The organism is Marinobacter fuscus, assembly GCF_003007675.1.
Lineage (GTDB): Bacteria > Pseudomonadota > Gammaproteobacteria > Pseudomonadales > Oleiphilaceae > Marinobacter > Marinobacter fuscus.
In genome coordinates, this window is sequence record NZ_PXNP01000019.1 from 38,634 (window position 1) to 52,094 (window position 13,461).

The 13,461-nt window shown below is 53.9% G+C and carries 15 protein-coding genes; 11 read left to right on the forward strand and 4 right to left on the reverse strand.

Annotated features, from left to right (window positions below; translation table 11 throughout):
* The first annotated feature begins 129 nt into the window (after positions 1 to 129).
* The 11 genes from C7H09_RS05045 to C7H09_RS05090 all read left to right on the forward strand — a co-directional run bounded on the left by C7H09_RS05045 (position 130) and on the right by C7H09_RS05090 (position 11,430).
* The gene (locus tag C7H09_RS05045) at positions 130 to 1,266 is read left to right on the forward strand and encodes a DcaP family trimeric outer membrane transporter (protein WP_106761521.1); all 1,137 of its coding nucleotides are present in this window, start codon (positions 130 to 132) and stop codon (positions 1,264 to 1,266) included.
* Between the two features lie 210 nt (positions 1,267 to 1,476).
* Positions 1,477 to 2,226 (forward strand): electron transfer flavoprotein subunit beta/FixA family protein, encoded by a 750-nt coding sequence (locus tag C7H09_RS05050; RefSeq protein ID WP_106761522.1) that lies wholly within the window; start codon positions 1,477 to 1,479, stop codon positions 2,224 to 2,226.
* Positions 2,227 to 3,171 (forward strand): electron transfer flavoprotein subunit alpha/FixB family protein, encoded by a 945-nt coding sequence (locus C7H09_RS05055; protein WP_106761523.1) that lies wholly within the window; start codon positions 2,227 to 2,229, stop codon positions 3,169 to 3,171.
* A 77-nt stretch (positions 3,172 to 3,248) separates the two neighbouring features.
* The gene (locus C7H09_RS05060) at positions 3,249 to 4,901 is read left to right on the forward strand and encodes an electron transfer flavoprotein-ubiquinone oxidoreductase (RefSeq protein ID WP_106761524.1); all 1,653 of its coding nucleotides are present in this window, start codon (positions 3,249 to 3,251) and stop codon (positions 4,899 to 4,901) included.
* Positions 4,902 to 4,921: 20 nt separating this feature from the next.
* On the forward strand, positions 4,922 to 5,122 hold the full coding sequence (locus C7H09_RS19710; protein WP_133166202.1) for a hypothetical protein: 201 nt from the start codon (positions 4,922 to 4,924) through the stop codon (positions 5,120 to 5,122).
* A gap of 284 nt (positions 5,123 to 5,406) precedes the next feature.
* Positions 5,407 to 6,531 carry an ABC transporter substrate-binding protein gene (locus tag C7H09_RS05065; RefSeq protein WP_106761525.1) on the forward strand — a complete coding sequence of 375 codons (1,125 nt, stop codon included), beginning with the start codon at positions 5,407 to 5,409 and terminating at the stop codon, positions 6,529 to 6,531.
* 9 nt (positions 6,532 to 6,540) lie between these two features.
* Positions 6,541 to 7,413, forward strand: a complete 873-nt coding sequence (locus tag C7H09_RS05070) for a branched-chain amino acid ABC transporter permease (protein WP_106761526.1) — start codon at positions 6,541 to 6,543, stop codon at positions 7,411 to 7,413.
* Positions 7,414 to 7,422: 9 nt separating this feature from the next.
* The gene (locus tag C7H09_RS05075) at positions 7,423 to 8,304 is read left to right on the forward strand and encodes a branched-chain amino acid ABC transporter permease (RefSeq protein WP_106761527.1); all 882 of its coding nucleotides are present in this window, start codon (positions 7,423 to 7,425) and stop codon (positions 8,302 to 8,304) included.
* Complete coding sequence (locus tag C7H09_RS05080) at positions 8,301 to 9,119, forward strand: ABC transporter ATP-binding protein (protein WP_106761528.1); 819 nt, start codon at positions 8,301 to 8,303, stop codon at positions 9,117 to 9,119. The genes C7H09_RS05075 and C7H09_RS05080 overlap by 4 nt, the downstream gene beginning before the upstream one ends.
* 2 nt (positions 9,120 to 9,121) lie before the next feature.
* The gene (locus tag C7H09_RS05085) at positions 9,122 to 9,832 is read left to right on the forward strand and encodes an ABC transporter ATP-binding protein (RefSeq protein WP_106761529.1); all 711 of its coding nucleotides are present in this window, start codon (positions 9,122 to 9,124) and stop codon (positions 9,830 to 9,832) included.
* Positions 9,832 to 11,430 carry an AMP-binding protein gene (locus C7H09_RS05090; protein ID WP_106761530.1) on the forward strand — a complete coding sequence of 533 codons (1,599 nt, stop codon included), beginning with the start codon at positions 9,832 to 9,834 and terminating at the stop codon, positions 11,428 to 11,430. The genes C7H09_RS05085 and C7H09_RS05090 overlap by 1 nt, the downstream gene beginning before the upstream one ends.
* A gap of 10 nt (positions 11,431 to 11,440) precedes the next feature.
* On the opposite strand, the gene C7H09_RS05095 is transcribed toward C7H09_RS05090, so the two are convergent.
* The 4 genes from C7H09_RS05095 to C7H09_RS05110 are packed head-to-tail and all read right to left on the reverse strand — an operon-like array spanning position 11,441 to position 13,429.
* Complete coding sequence (locus C7H09_RS05095; protein WP_106761531.1) at positions 11,441 to 12,061, reverse strand: flavin reductase family protein; 621 nt, start codon at positions 12,059 to 12,061, stop codon at positions 11,441 to 11,443.
* Positions 12,062 to 12,100: 39 nt separating this feature from the next.
* On the reverse strand, positions 12,101 to 12,382 hold the full coding sequence (gene catC / locus C7H09_RS05100) for a muconolactone Delta-isomerase (RefSeq protein ID WP_106761532.1): 282 nt from the start codon (positions 12,380 to 12,382) through the stop codon (positions 12,101 to 12,103).
* A 46-nt stretch (positions 12,383 to 12,428) separates the two neighbouring features.
* Positions 12,429 to 12,752: a 4-carboxymethyl-4-methylbutenolide mutase MmlI gene (gene mmlI, locus C7H09_RS05105; protein ID WP_106761533.1), complete on the reverse strand. Its 324-nt coding sequence runs from the start codon at positions 12,750 to 12,752 to the stop codon at positions 12,429 to 12,431.
* Positions 12,753 to 12,775: 23 nt separating this feature from the next.
* Entirely contained in the window at positions 12,776 to 13,429 is a 654-nt protein-coding gene (locus C7H09_RS05110) for a CoA-transferase (RefSeq protein ID WP_106761534.1), read from the reverse strand.
* Positions 13,430 to 13,461: the final 32 nt, after the last annotated feature.

A 13,461-nucleotide genomic window follows, 5' to 3' on the forward strand; every position in this document is an offset into this window, starting at 1 on the left:
AATTGTTGCAGCCACATACCACTGATAGATTTGTCGCTGCCGCACGATGGCACTACATGCTGGGCTGGTAAAACCGAATGCACCGAGAACCAGCCAACTATTCCAACAAGAATTCCGGAGACAATTTTTATGCACTTCAACCAAAAAAAACTTACAGCGAGCGTGACCGCAGCCATGGCCATGGGTGTTGCTTCCCATGCCAGCGCAATTTCTTTTGAAGCGGGTGATGCAAAGGTTGACCTTTATGGCTATGCCCGGCTCAACGCGGTATATGACATAGACGAATCCATCAGTCGCGCCACTGGCACCCAGTCCGGCGACTTCAGCAGAATCAATACGGGCGCTGACGAAGACAACGAGGCGACTGGTTACTTCGATGCCGATGCTGTTCAGTCCCGCATTGGAGTGCGAACCACACTACCCACCGGTGTAAAGGTAAACATCGAAGGTGACTTCCGCGGCGGCTCTACCGGGGGGACTGTCCGGCTCCGTCACGCCTATGGTCAGTACGAGAACTGGCTCCTTGGTCAGACATGGTCCAACTACAACAGTTTTGTAGGTGGCACTTCAGTCCTGGAATTTGACGGCGTCGCCGGTGACCCTGGCCTGCGCTTTCGGAAGGCTCAAGTACGTTACACCAATGGCCCCCTGTCCCTGTCTGTAGAAGACTCGACAACCCGTATCGAAGGCGCCACACCGAAGAACGGCCTTCCTGCGTTTACGGCCCGCTTCGAAGACAAATCGGACATGGTCGCCTTCTCAACGGCCGCCGTGGTTCAGCAGGTGGGCTACGATGACGGTACCGACGATGATACAGCCTTTGGCTACGCCGTTTTTGGCTCCGCCAAGCTGACTCTAACAGACACGCTCAGTATTCAGGGTTCAGTTAACTACAGTGACGGTGGTAATGCCTACCTATGGCGCTCCGGAACCAATTACTACGGCGAAGATGCCTACGTTGTTAACGGGAACATTGAGACCATCAGCGGCATGAGTGGAAATATCGGCGCCAGCCTGAAAGCCGCCGGCGGTACATTCAACCTGGTCGCCGGTATGACCGAGATGGACTGGGACGATGCAGAGGCAGATGGCATTAGCGTTTCTGAAAAGCACGAGCGCAACACCAACGCTTTCTTCAATTACCAGTGGTCACCCGTCAAGAGCGTAAACCTGGGCGTTCAATATGGCTATTTCAAAGTAAAGAAAGTCAACGGGGAAGATGGCGACGCCAGCCGCGTGCTGTTCGCTGCCCAGTACAACTTCTGATAAAGCCAGAACTGTCGGATCCCCCGGGCCCTGAAAGGCCTGGGGGCTCTGAAGCTATGGTGACTACCGGAAATCCCGACGACATCGTTCCTCTCTGGCTGCTCCGGGCTTTTCAGAATCTGACTAATGACATGCGTGCATACTTCCCGGTTGCATACAATCTGGCTTTGGGAACCTGTAGGTTGCCAATATTAGAAAGAGGAGAAGTGAATGAAGGTCCTCGTCGCTGTAAAACGAGTTATCGACTACAACGTGAAGGTGCGTGTCAAGCCGGACAACACCGGCGTTGATCTCGCCAACGTCAAGATGGCAATGAACCCGTTCTGCGAAATCGCAGTTGAAGAAGCGGTTCGTCTGAAAGAGAAGGGCGTTGCCAGTGAAATCGTTGTTGTATCCATTGGCCCGAAGGCTTCTCAGGAGCAGATCCGTACTGCCCTGGCTCTGGGTGCTGACCGCGGTATCCACATCGAGACTGACGAAGAAGTTCAGTCCCTCGAAGCGGCCAAGCTGCTGAAGGCTGTTGTTGAGAAAGAGGAGCCCAAGCTGGTGATTCTTGGCAAGCAGTCCATCGATTCCGACAACAACCAGACCGGCCAGATGCTAGCTGCTCTGACTGGCATGGGCCAGGGCACCTTCGCCTCTGAAGTGGTTGTTGACGGTGATAAGGTTAAGGTAACCCGCGAAGTAGACGGCGGTCTGATGACAGTTGCTCTGAACCTGCCGGCGGTTGTTACCACAGACCTGCGTCTGAACGAGCCGCGCTACGCTTCTCTGCCGAACATCATGAAAGCCAAGAAGAAGCCGCTGGACTCCATGTCTCCGGCTGATCTGGGTGTTGAAATCGCCCCGCGCCTGACCACCCTGAAAGTCGAAGCCCCGGCTGCACGCCAGGCTGGTATCAAGGTGGCTGACGTAGCTGAGCTGGTGGATAAACTGAAGAACGAAGCGAAGGTGATCTAAATGAGCATCCTGGTAATTGCTGAACACGACAACAGCAGCCTGAAACAGGCTACTCTGAACGTTGTAGCGGCTGCCAAGGCCATCGGTGGCGACATCGACGTGCTGGTTGCCGGTGAGAACGTAGGCGCCGTCGCTGAAGCCGCTGCCAAGGCAGAAGGCGTGAACAAGGTACTGGTTGCCGACAACGCCGCTTACGGTCACTTCCTGGCAGAAAACCTGTCTGAGCTGGTTGCTGAGGTAGGCAAGGGTTACAGCCACATCCTGACCTCTGCCGGCACCACCGGTAAAGACATCATGCCGCGTGTTGCTGCGCTGCTGGACGTCGCCCAGGTTTCTGACATTATCCGCGTTGAATCCGAAGACACCTTCGTGCGTCCGATCTACGCTGGTAACGCCATTGCGACCGTTAAGGCAAGCGACAGCATCAAGGTTGTGACGGTTCGTCCGACCGCGTTCGACCCGGTAGCCGCTGAAGGTGGTTCTGCCTCTATTGAGCAGCTGGACATAGTAAAAGACGCTGGCCTCTCTTCCTTCGTTGGTGAAGAGAAAGCCCAGTCTGATCGTCCCGATCTGGCTTCTGCCGGTATCGTTATCTCCGGTGGCCGTGGCATGCAGAACGGCGACAACTTCAAGATGCTGGAGCAGGTTGCGGATGTTCTGGGCGCTGCGGTTGGCGCGTCCCGTGCCGCGGTTGACGCTGGCTTCGTGCCGAACGACATGCAGGTAGGGCAGACCGGTAAGATTGTTGCGCCGCAGCTATACGTTGCGGTGGGTATCTCCGGCGCCATCCAGCACTTGGCGGGCATGTCTGACTCCAAAGTGATCGTTGCGATCAACAAGGACGAAGAAGCCCCGATCTTCCAGGTGGCCGACTACGGCCTGGTTGCGGATCTGTTTGAGGCGATTCCTGAGTTTGAGCAGGAGCTCGACAAAGTTTGTAGCTGAGCGACCCTCAGGAGGGGCTTCTACCCTTCCCCCTTCACCCCCAACCCTGTTGGGGGCTTTTTTACCAGGAGACCAACGTGGAACGCGAATCGATGGAATTTGATGTTCTGATCGTCGGCGGCGGCCCTGCGGGCCTGTCGGCAGCCTGCCGCGTTATGCAACTGGCGCAGGAAGCCGGCGAAGAACTGACCGTTTGTGTGGTTGAAAAAGGTTCTGAGATCGGTGCGCATATCCTCGCCGGTACCGTATTCGAGCCGACGGCCCTGAACGAACTCTTCCCGGACTGGAAAGAGAAAGGCGCGCCACTGAATACTCCGGTTACCCGGGACGATATTTTCCTGCTGAAAAATCAGGAAAAGGCCACCAAAGTACCCAATGCCTTTGTGCCCAAAAACATGCACAACCACGGCAACTACATCATCAGTCTGGGCAACCTGTGCCGCTGGCTGGCTGAGCAGGCCGAACAGCTGGGTGTGGAAGTGTATCCGGGCTTTGCTGCCGCTGAAACCATCGTGGAAGATGGTCAGGTAAAAGGCATCATCACTGGCGATATGGGCGTTGCCCGCGAGGGTTCCGAAAAAGACGGCTATATGCCGGGCATGGAACTGCGCGCCAAGTACACCCTCTTTACCGAAGGCTGTCGTGGTCACCTTGGCAAGCGCCTGATCAACGACTTCAAACTGGATGAAGGCAAGGATCCGCAGCACTACGGCATCGGTATCAAGGAACTGTGGGACATCGACCCGGCCAAACACGAGCCCGGCCTGGTTGTTCACACCACCGGCTGGCCGCTGAATGAGTCCGGCTCTACCGGCGGTTCTTTCCTGTATCACCTGGAAAATGGCCAGGTGTATGTTGGTCTGATTACCGATCTTTCCTACAGCAACCCGCACCTGAGCCCGTTCGAAGAATTCCAGCGTCTCAAGCATCATCCGGAGATCAAGAAATATCTGGAAGGCGGCAAGCGCGTGGCCTACGGTGCCCGTGCCATCGCCAAGGGTGGCTACAACGCCCTGCCGAAGATGAGCTTCCCGGGCGGTCTGCTGCTGGGTTGCGATGCTGGCACCCTGAACAGCTCCAAGATCAAGGGCTCCCACACCGCCATGAAATCTGGCCTGTTGGGCGCTGAAGCCGTATTCGAAGCCCTCAAGGAAGGCAAGTCCGGTGAGGAAATCACCAGCTTCCAGAAGCGGTTCGAAGACAGCTGGCTGTACAAGGAGCTTTACGCCGAGCGTAACTTTGGTCCGGCCATGCACAAGTTCGGCAACATTGTCGGCGGCGCCATTGCCTTCGTTGAGCAGAACATTCTGCGCGGCAGCCTGCCGATCACCTTCCGCGACACGACGCCGGACTATGCCACCCTGAAGCCAGCGTCTAAGTGCAAAAAGATTAACTACCCCAAGCCGGACAACAAGCTGACGTTTGACCGTCTGTCCTCGGTGTTCATTTCCAACACCAATCACGAGGAAGACCAGCCGGTTCACCTGAAGCTGACCGACCCGGAGATTCCGCTGAAGGACAACCTGCCCAAGTACGACGAACCGGCCCAGCGCTACTGCCCGGCGGGCGTGTACGAGGTGGTGGAGAAAGATGACGGCAGCGGCAAAAAGTTCCAGATCAACGCCCAGAACTGTGTTCACTGCAAGACCTGCGACATCAAGGATCCTGCCCAGAACATCACCTGGGTAACGCCGGAAGGCGGCGGTGGTCCGAACTACCCGAACATGTAGTCGAGAATGAGACCCCGGCTATGCATGAAAATGACGATGATATCAGCTTCGAACAATGGTGTGAGAAGCTGCGCGCTATAGCGAATCAGGAGATCTGTGAGTGGATCGTCCCAAACGATCCACTGATTCTTCGCAAGGCTTATGAAGAGGGGCTAACTCCTGAAGATGAGTATGACCGGCTAAATAAGGTAGCCGCCTGGAGTGGTTGTGGTTGTGGTTAGTTAGTAAGCCTCGCTGCCAAAGAGGCTCCCGTGCAGCGGGGAGGGACCCACTCCGTTTCTGTCTGAATTCGTAACTCTCTCGCAACTGGCCAAGACTACCTGCGTCTCGGCATAGACTCGAAGCCAGTTTCTTTACTGGCCATTCTCGAAACTTATTGATACTTGTTCGAGGAGAATCAAAGCCTGTTTACGTTAAATTAACAACGCATTAATAAATCATGAATTGTCGAACACAGAAACAGTGTTAGCTTTAATCAAGATAAAAACAATATTGAGGATTAATTATGTTGCGTGGCAAACTTCCCTTTATCGCAATCACTGCAAGTCTTTTTATCACGTCTTCCGCAAACTCAGAAGAAATCGGAGCGCTTTTTCCCCTCAGCGGGCCTAACGCCACCTACGGTGACATATTTATGTCAGGCGCGGATCTTGCTGTGCGCCATGCGAATGAAGACAAAATGCTGTCAGATGACTTAAGCATTATCTATGAAGATAGCCAGGCATTACCTCAGCAGGGTGTTGTCGCAATGAACAAACTGGTGAATGTTGAGGCCGTACCGTACGTGCTCTCAGCTTTCACAGGTGTATCCAAGGCAATCTCAACTCTTGCACAGCGGAGTCAGACCGTGGCGGTAAACGGCGGCGGTGTTGGCCCGGATCTGGCAGAACTGGGCGAATATTTTTGGAACGTTATACCTTTGGCAAACAATGAGGTGGGCGCACTCGTTCGCTATGCGGTGAACGATTTGGGACACAAACGGTTTGTTCTGGTGTATGTTGATGATCCATTGGGGGAGTCTATTCAAAAAGAGTTAGAAAAGTCATTGCCACCACTGGGTGCTGAGCTTGTGGATGCCCACTCCATTGCCTCTTCTGCCCAGCAGTTCAGCGGGGTGGCGGCACGAGTTCGTAGCGCTAATCCGGACATGGTATACGTCGCCTCCTACGGGTCTCAGCAGTTGCAGATCGTAAAACAACTTCGCGACAACGGTGTTAAGGCACAGATTGCGAGCTATTCCGCATTCTCCGTACCTGAATTGCAACAACAAGAGGAAGCTCTGGGCTCACTATTCACAACTCAGAGCATTGACTGGGATTCCGAAGATCCGATTACAAAGCGCTTTGTCGATGATTATAACGCGGAGCACGGCAAGAATCCGACGTCTTACATTGCCAACTACTATAACGCTGTAAGAGTTTTCGCATTGCTCGCTCAAGATCTAGAGGAACAGGGTAAAGAGATTACCGGGGCCAACCTCCTGGCGCAGCGTAAGGCCACAGACACTTTTAAGCTGGTTGGTGGCGAGGTGTCTTTCCAGGAAAATGGCACCCTGCTGGCACCGATCCAGGTGCTCGAAGTGGACGGCTCAGGCAGCGGCAAAGTAGTTTTTGTAAATACTGCTGAGTAAGGAGCTGTCATGCTGTTTCTGCAACTCCTTGCGAACGGCCTGCAGGTGGGGGCGATTTACGCCCTCACAGCGGCTGGCTTTTCACTGATCTTCGGGTCTACCAAGATATTTCATTTCGCCCACGGCGCAACCTTCGCGATCGCGGCATACCTGTTCCATTTTGCGTTAGCCGGACTGGGCATGCACTGGACTTTTGCGGTGTTGTTGGCAGCCGTCAGTGCGGTTGTATTTGGCATTTTGCTGGATCGGCTAATGTACGCACCGATCCAGCGCCACGAAGGCTCTTTCTTTACCGTTTTTGTCGCCTCCTTCGGTATTGGAATTGTCGTCCAGAATTTGCTTGGGAGTGTGTTCGGACGGGGCTTCATGTCGGTCGCTACCCCCTTGAGCAACTCTGTCGAGGTAATTCCGGGCATCTATCTTTCGCCACTGAACGGATTGGCAATTGTATCGGCGATCATCTGTTTCGCCGCTCTGCACTTATTCCTGACCCGCACGTTTGTGGGTAAGGGTATGCGAGCGCTGAGCGAAAACCCTGAGTTGGTTCGCACATTTGGGCTTAGCCCCCGCAGGCTATCGACTTACGCCTTTGCGCTCGGGTCGTTGCTGGTGGTGCCAGGTGCAATATTTACGGCAGCTGGTACCGGCATCAACCCGGCTGTTGGACACCATGTCATGTTGATCAGCCTGGCGGCAACCATTGTGGGGGGGATTGGCAGTCTTCGGGGTGCGGCCTGTGCCGGCTTGCTGATCGGTGTGGCAGAGAACCTGGCGATGTGGAAGTTAGGTACCCAATGGAGCGAAGCGATTACCTTCGCGATCTTGTTCTTCTTTATCATCTTCAAACCGTCCGGTTTCTTTGGGCGGCAGACGGTTTCGTGAGGCGCTGACATGACAGCTTATATATTGAACTTGCTGGTCTTGATCTCGGTTTACGCGATCCTGTCGACCACACTGAATTTCATTATCGGATATGCCGGTATCTTCTCTCTGGCCCATGCAGTGTTTTTCGGAATCGGCGGCTACACTGCGGCCTTAGTGGCCATGCATGTTAGTCCGGAGTTCTTTGTGGCGATTCCTATCGCCATGGCCGCTGCCGCTGGAACGTCTCTGCTACTGGCCTTGCCTGCCCTTCGAGTAAGGGGCGAATACTTCGTGGCGGCTTCCCTAGGGTTGCAGGTATTGGCAGTAACCTTGTTTTCGGAGTGGAAAAGCTTCACCGGAGGCATTGGTGGTGTCATCGGGATTCCATCCGTGGAACTGTTCGGCTATCCCGTTTACAAACCGTGGCAATTTCTGATTATCTCACTGATTTGCTTGGCGATTATTATTGTCATTATCCGGACTTTGGTGCACACCAGTTTCGGACGGAGCCTAAAGGCAATACGAGACAGTGAGTCGGCAGCATTAGCGTCGGGCAAGAATATAACGGTGATCAAAACGCTTTCTGTCGTTCTGTCCTCGTCGCTGGCTGCTGTAGCTGGAGCGCTCTACGCCTTTTACATGAGCTTTATCAATGTTGAGAGCTTTATGCTTGATACGTCGGTACTGGTAATGGCGATGGTAATCATTGGAGGCACTGCAACGATTTTGGGGCCGCTACTGGGCGCCGGGTTGCTGATGTTACTGCCTAGCGCCCTGACTTATCTGTGGTTCCTGCCACAAACAGAAATCGGTTCCATCCAGCAAATCGTCTACGGACTAGCCATGGTATTGCTGATGATTTTCCGCCCTGGAGGCATTGTGAGCTCACACCCGGGAGGTGGCAAATGAACGAGCCGTTAATTCCAGTTCAGAAGCACTCAAACCCTGCTCCCGATTCCGGCTTGACAAGCTCGACAGGGGAACAGGAAGTATTACTGGAGATAAACAACCTCAGTAAAAACTTTGGTGGTCTTCAGGCTATCAGTGATGTGTCCCTAAGCCTTCGGGCCGGCATTGTCACGACCCTGGTAGGTCCGAACGGGGCAGGTAAAACCACCTTGTTCAATATGATAACCGGTCACATTCAGCCTTCTGAGGGCGATGTGCGCTGGCAGGGCGAGTCGTTGATCGGAAAGTCACCCTGGAAAGTTGCAAGAGGCGGGATTGCAAGGACATTTCAGGATCTTCGACTGTTCACCCACATGACGGTGGAAGAAAACATTCTCACTATGATGGAGCCGGGGGCCTGGCTCTGGCAGCTTGGTGGAAAATCAGGCAAGGCCAGGCGATACGACAAAGTGGACCGGATACTTGAGAGAACCGGGCTTACAGACAAACGCCATACACGGGCACTGGATCTGGCTTATGCCGAACGCAAGTTCCTGAGTCTGGCCCGTATCATGGCAACAGATTCCCGATTGTGGCTTCTGGACGAACCGGCGTCAGGGCTTGACCCAAACTCCTACAACCTGTTTCTGCAGTTGCTCAGAGAAGAGGTCAAAGACGGTATCACCGTCTGCATCATCGAACACAACCTCGACATAGTGGTGAATATATCCGACCGAATTGCATTTTTGGATCAGGGTAAGTTATTGGCCGATGACGAGCCAGAAACTATCCTGAACGACCCAACCTTGGCCGCAATTTACTTCGGAGAGCGATAACCATGACAGACAAAATTCTCCAGGTTGAGAATCTGGTGGTTGGTTATGGCGGCCGACCCGTGCTGACGGATATCAATGTTCACGTTAACAACAATGAAGTGTTGTGCCTGATCGGACATAACGGTGCCGGAAAATCCACCCTGTTAAAGTCCATATTTGGACTAGTACCGCACGAAGGTGGCCGCATTCAGTTCAACGGTAAACCCGCAGTCATCGACCCTCGGGCGATGACCATGGCGGGCATGTCCATGGTGCCGGAAGGCCGTGGCGTGTTCCCCGGCATGACCGTAGAGGAAACCCTGAGTCTGGGCATGTGGGCGGCGGGAGTTCCCGAAAATGAGCGGGCGGAGAGAACTGATTGGGTAATGTCGATCCTGCCGGTGATGAAAAAGTTTTACCGGACACGAGCTGGGGACCTGTCCGGCGGACAGCAGCAAATGGTCTCTATTGGCCGAGCCCTGCTGAGCCGCCCTCGCTGCTTGTTGATGGATGAGCCCTCGATCGGCCTAGCTCCAAAGTTGTTTCAGGATCTCTGTGGCCCGATACGGGAACTGCAGCAGAAAACAGGCATGTCGATCCTGTTAGTGGAGCAGAATGTTAAGGAGGCTCTGAAAATCTCTGATCGGGTCGTGGTGATGAAATCCGGTCAAATGACGTGGGAAGGCCTGCCGGAAGAGTTGAGTGATAATAAGAAGCTGATGGAGCTGTACTGATGCTGAAGAAACTGACCCTGACTTCGTTGGTGTCTGAGCATCTGGAGCGGGCCCCGGAATCCTGTGCGCTTGTAGTGGACCACCGTCAATTCAGCTACCGGGAGCTGGACCAAATGGGCCTCGCAGCGGCGGCCTGGCTGCGAGAGCAAGGTGTTCGCCCAGGTGACCGCGTGGCTGTATGGCTAGTTAACCGGCCTGAGTGGCTCGCGTTAATGCTGGGATTATCCCGCATCGGCGCTGTGCTGGTGGCCGTGAACACTCGTTATAGAACGGAAGAATTGCAACACATCCTGTCTCTGTCGGGAGCCCGAATTCTGATCATGCAGCCACGTTTTCGGAACATTGATTTTCAGGCTTTGCTGCAGGACCTCAAGCCCCACACGTTACCCGACCTGGAAGCGATTGCAGTGCTTGATCCGGAAATGCCATTACCAAAGCTGGAAGGGTGTTCCGGGCTGACCTTTCCTGACCTGGCGAACACAAATGCATCGCAAGTAGCTGATAAATCCCGCGATGATGACTTGGCTATACTGTTTACCACCTCAGGCACTACTAAAATGCCGAAGTTGGTGATGCATACTCAATACTCGCTGGCCAGCCACGCACAATGCGTGGCTGAAGCGTTTATGCTTAATCAGCCGGGCGCAGGCCTGCTTGCTCCGTTACCATTCTGTGGAACCTTTGGTTTGGTTCCGGCGATTGCAGCTCTGGCCGCAGGTACGCCCATTGCGGTCATGGAGACGTTTGATGCTAAGCCCGCAGTTGAACTGATCCGAAAACTCCGGTTAACCCACCTGTTCGGCAGTGACGAGATGTATCGGCGTATCCTTGATGTGCTGCCCGAGAGCGCTAGCCTGGATAGCCTCCGGGTATGTGGCTTTGCCGCATTCCAGACGGGCGCGGAAGAGCTTGTCCGGCAGGCTGATGCCCGGGGCATTCCGATTGCAGGTGTCTATGGATCAAGTGAGGTGCAGGCTCTGTTTTCTATTCAGCCTACGCAAAAGAATATGCACGAACGGTGCAAAGGCGGTGGCTTTCCTGCCGATCCGGAGGCGAAGGTGAGGATTCGCGACACTGAGTCTGGTGAGTTGATGCCTCCGGAGCAGAGCGGCATTCTGGAGATTAACGCTACGGGTAACTTCTCCGGGTATTTCAACAACCCTCTCGCCACCTCTGAGGTCATTGATCAGGATGGATACTTCTCTACCGGGGATATTGGCTACCTATGCAAGGATGGTTCGTTCGTCTACCAAACCCGACAGGGTGATGCAATCCGCCTGAGCGGGTTCCTGGTAAACCCGTCAGAAATCGAAGATGTCCTGAAAGGCTGCCCGGGTATCGTCGAAGCCCAAGTGATTGGAGCAGATGTTGATGGCGTGCAGTCTTGTGTTGCCTTCGTGATTGCCGAACCGGGCAGCAATATTGATGCCGATGGCATCAGAGCATGGCTTCGAAACGTTATCGCACCATTCAAGGTGCCGTCTCGAGTCTGGTTTCTGGATGCCTTCCCAGTTACGGATAGCCCCAATGGCGTCAAGATCCAAAGGGCCAAGCTGAGAGAAATGGCTGCCGAGCGTGATTTGGGTGTTAGCAACTAGTCTGCCTTTATCATTCGGGGCGGTGCATCTGGAACTTCTGAGAGGCATCCACTTTGAAGTAGTCGGCGGGGCCGCCACCACGAAGTATAGGCTCTGCTCCAGCGGTATCGTAGATTCCGTTGCGGAGTAGGCGCCCCGCAATATGAACGCCGACGACTTCACCGAATACCATCCAGGTGTCCAGCTCTTCACCGTCGGCACCGGCAAGCTGGAGTACCTGGGATACCCGACATTCAAACCTGACCGGGCTTTCCGCCACGTGTGGTACCGCAATCACCCGGGATGGCGCCGGGGTGACACCCGATAGCGCAAATTCGTCCACCTCGGGCCCGACTGCCCTGCATGTTTCGTTCATGGCATCGCTTAGTGGACGGGTCACCAGGTTCCAGCAGAACTCTCCCGTTTGCTCGGCATTCCGCACAGAGTCCTTGAAGCCGATACTGGAGAAGGCGACGATGGGCGGGTGGTAATTGAAGGCGTTGAAGAAACTATAGGGTGCGAGGTTCAGCACGCCGTTGCGGTCCCGCGAGGAGATCCACCCGATAGGGCGTGGTGCCACCAGGGCGTTAAACGGATCATGGGCTAAGCCATGACCTTCAGCCGGCCGATAAAAGTGGGTTTCCTCGCACATACAACCTCCCCAGCTGCAGATAGACGTGCAACATCTATTTTAGTCTTTAAGTGCGCTCGGGTGCTCATTCAATGGCGTAACCTCAATATCCATGTAAGGAAACAGAGGAAGGGAGCTCAATAACTCATGCAGTTCTTGATTCGACTCTACATCGAAGATACTGACGTTTGAATATTTTCCTGTCACTCGCCATAAATGAGGCCACTTTCCCTTACGTTGAATATCAAGTGCTCGGTTTTTCTCCGCAACCTTGACATCATCAAATTCCTCTTTTGTTAAGTGTGAAGGGGGATTTACCTTCATTTGAACCATGAACAGCATCGTCACTACTCCTCGAAAGTCATTTTTTAGTTAGAAGCTGGGGCCTTTAATGAACGTCTCGGGTGATTATAGGCTTAAGCTTTCCAATAAAACTCTTGCCATGCTCAAACCATTGCTTACGAACACTCGATTTCAGGTACTCCTGATATTTCTCCTCACTCTCAAACCAACACTCTGCTACCGCATCAAATGGTCCCACGCCAAGATAAGGAACATGTGTGTCCTTCGGCTCCCGGTCGACCAGTCGAACCTCATATTTATACAAGGCCGGGACATCATGGGACATGTCATAATGAACCCTGCATTCTTCCGCAAATTTTTCGGGGGACATATGCTCCGGTCGCACCAACAAATACACGATTCTAATCATAGGTAACCTCTCAATCAGCGGAATTATATGCCCGAAAAATCTACTTCTACAGCGGTGCTGCGCACGATTTCCTCCCGCGAGACCGCCGGATTCACAAACAGCGCACGAACCTTGTTCCCGTCACTGCAGGTCTCAAAAGTCCCATAGTTCGTGTAAATACGGGTCACGCAACCGAGCCCGGTCGGTGGATAGGTCAGTTGTGGCACAATCTTGGGGCGGCCATCCCGATCTACATGATCCATCATTACGAAGGTCTGCTTTGCACCGATCGCCAGGTCCATCGCACCGCCAACCGCCGGGATTGCATCCGGATCTCCAGTATGCCAATTGGCGAGGTCGCCGTTGCAGGCAACCTGGAAAGCCCCGAGCACGCAGATGTCCAGATGCCCTCCTCTCATCATCGCAAACGAATCCGCATGATGGAAAATTGCCGCGCCTGGTAACAATTTGATCGGCACTTTTCCGGCATTAACGAGATCAGGATCCTGCTCACCTTCCGGAGCATCAATCCAGCGCCCAAGCACACCGTTTTCGGTATGGAGAATAACCTCCTTATCTCCCTCTCCTAAATGGTTAGCCACCAGAGTTGGCATACCAATACCCAGATTCACGTACGCGCCCTCTGGAATATCGCCGGCAATTCTCGCCGCTAGCATAGACCTATCTTCAGTATTCATAATGCAAACCTTTAACCATTGTTAGGGAAGAA